General features: G+C 55.5%; 1 pseudogene. It reads right to left on the bottom strand.

What is annotated here, in order from left to right:
- Window positions 1-174, bottom strand: a pseudogene (locus DWZ82_RS13535) (sensor histidine kinase); the annotation flags it as partial.
- Window positions 175-245: the final 71 nt, after the last annotated feature.

Genomic DNA, 245 nt, shown 5'->3' with positions numbered 1-245 from the left:
CGTCAGTACAAAAATCCCCACAAGGGCGCACAGCAGCAGCGTCCCGCCTGTCAGCAGCACCGCAATCTGTTTTGTCACAAGAAACAGGGCTATGGTGATCCCGGACATGGAGAGGACAAGCTCCATTGCCACCCGGCCAAACAGCCGCTTTACCGAGAGGTTTTGAAACTTCATTTTGCCTCGCCTCCCGTCCATTGATAGCCCATGCCGTAAACAGTCTTGATGTAGGGTGCGCCGCCGTCAGA

Origin of the sequence: Butyricicoccus sp. AF35-5AC (genome assembly GCF_003477715.1) — a bacterium.
GTDB classification, from domain to species: domain Bacteria; phylum Bacillota; class Clostridia; order Oscillospirales; family Butyricicoccaceae; genus Agathobaculum; species Agathobaculum butyriciproducens.
Note: the sequence above shows the minus strand (reverse complement) of the source record. Positions and strands in the feature narration are given on the sequence as shown.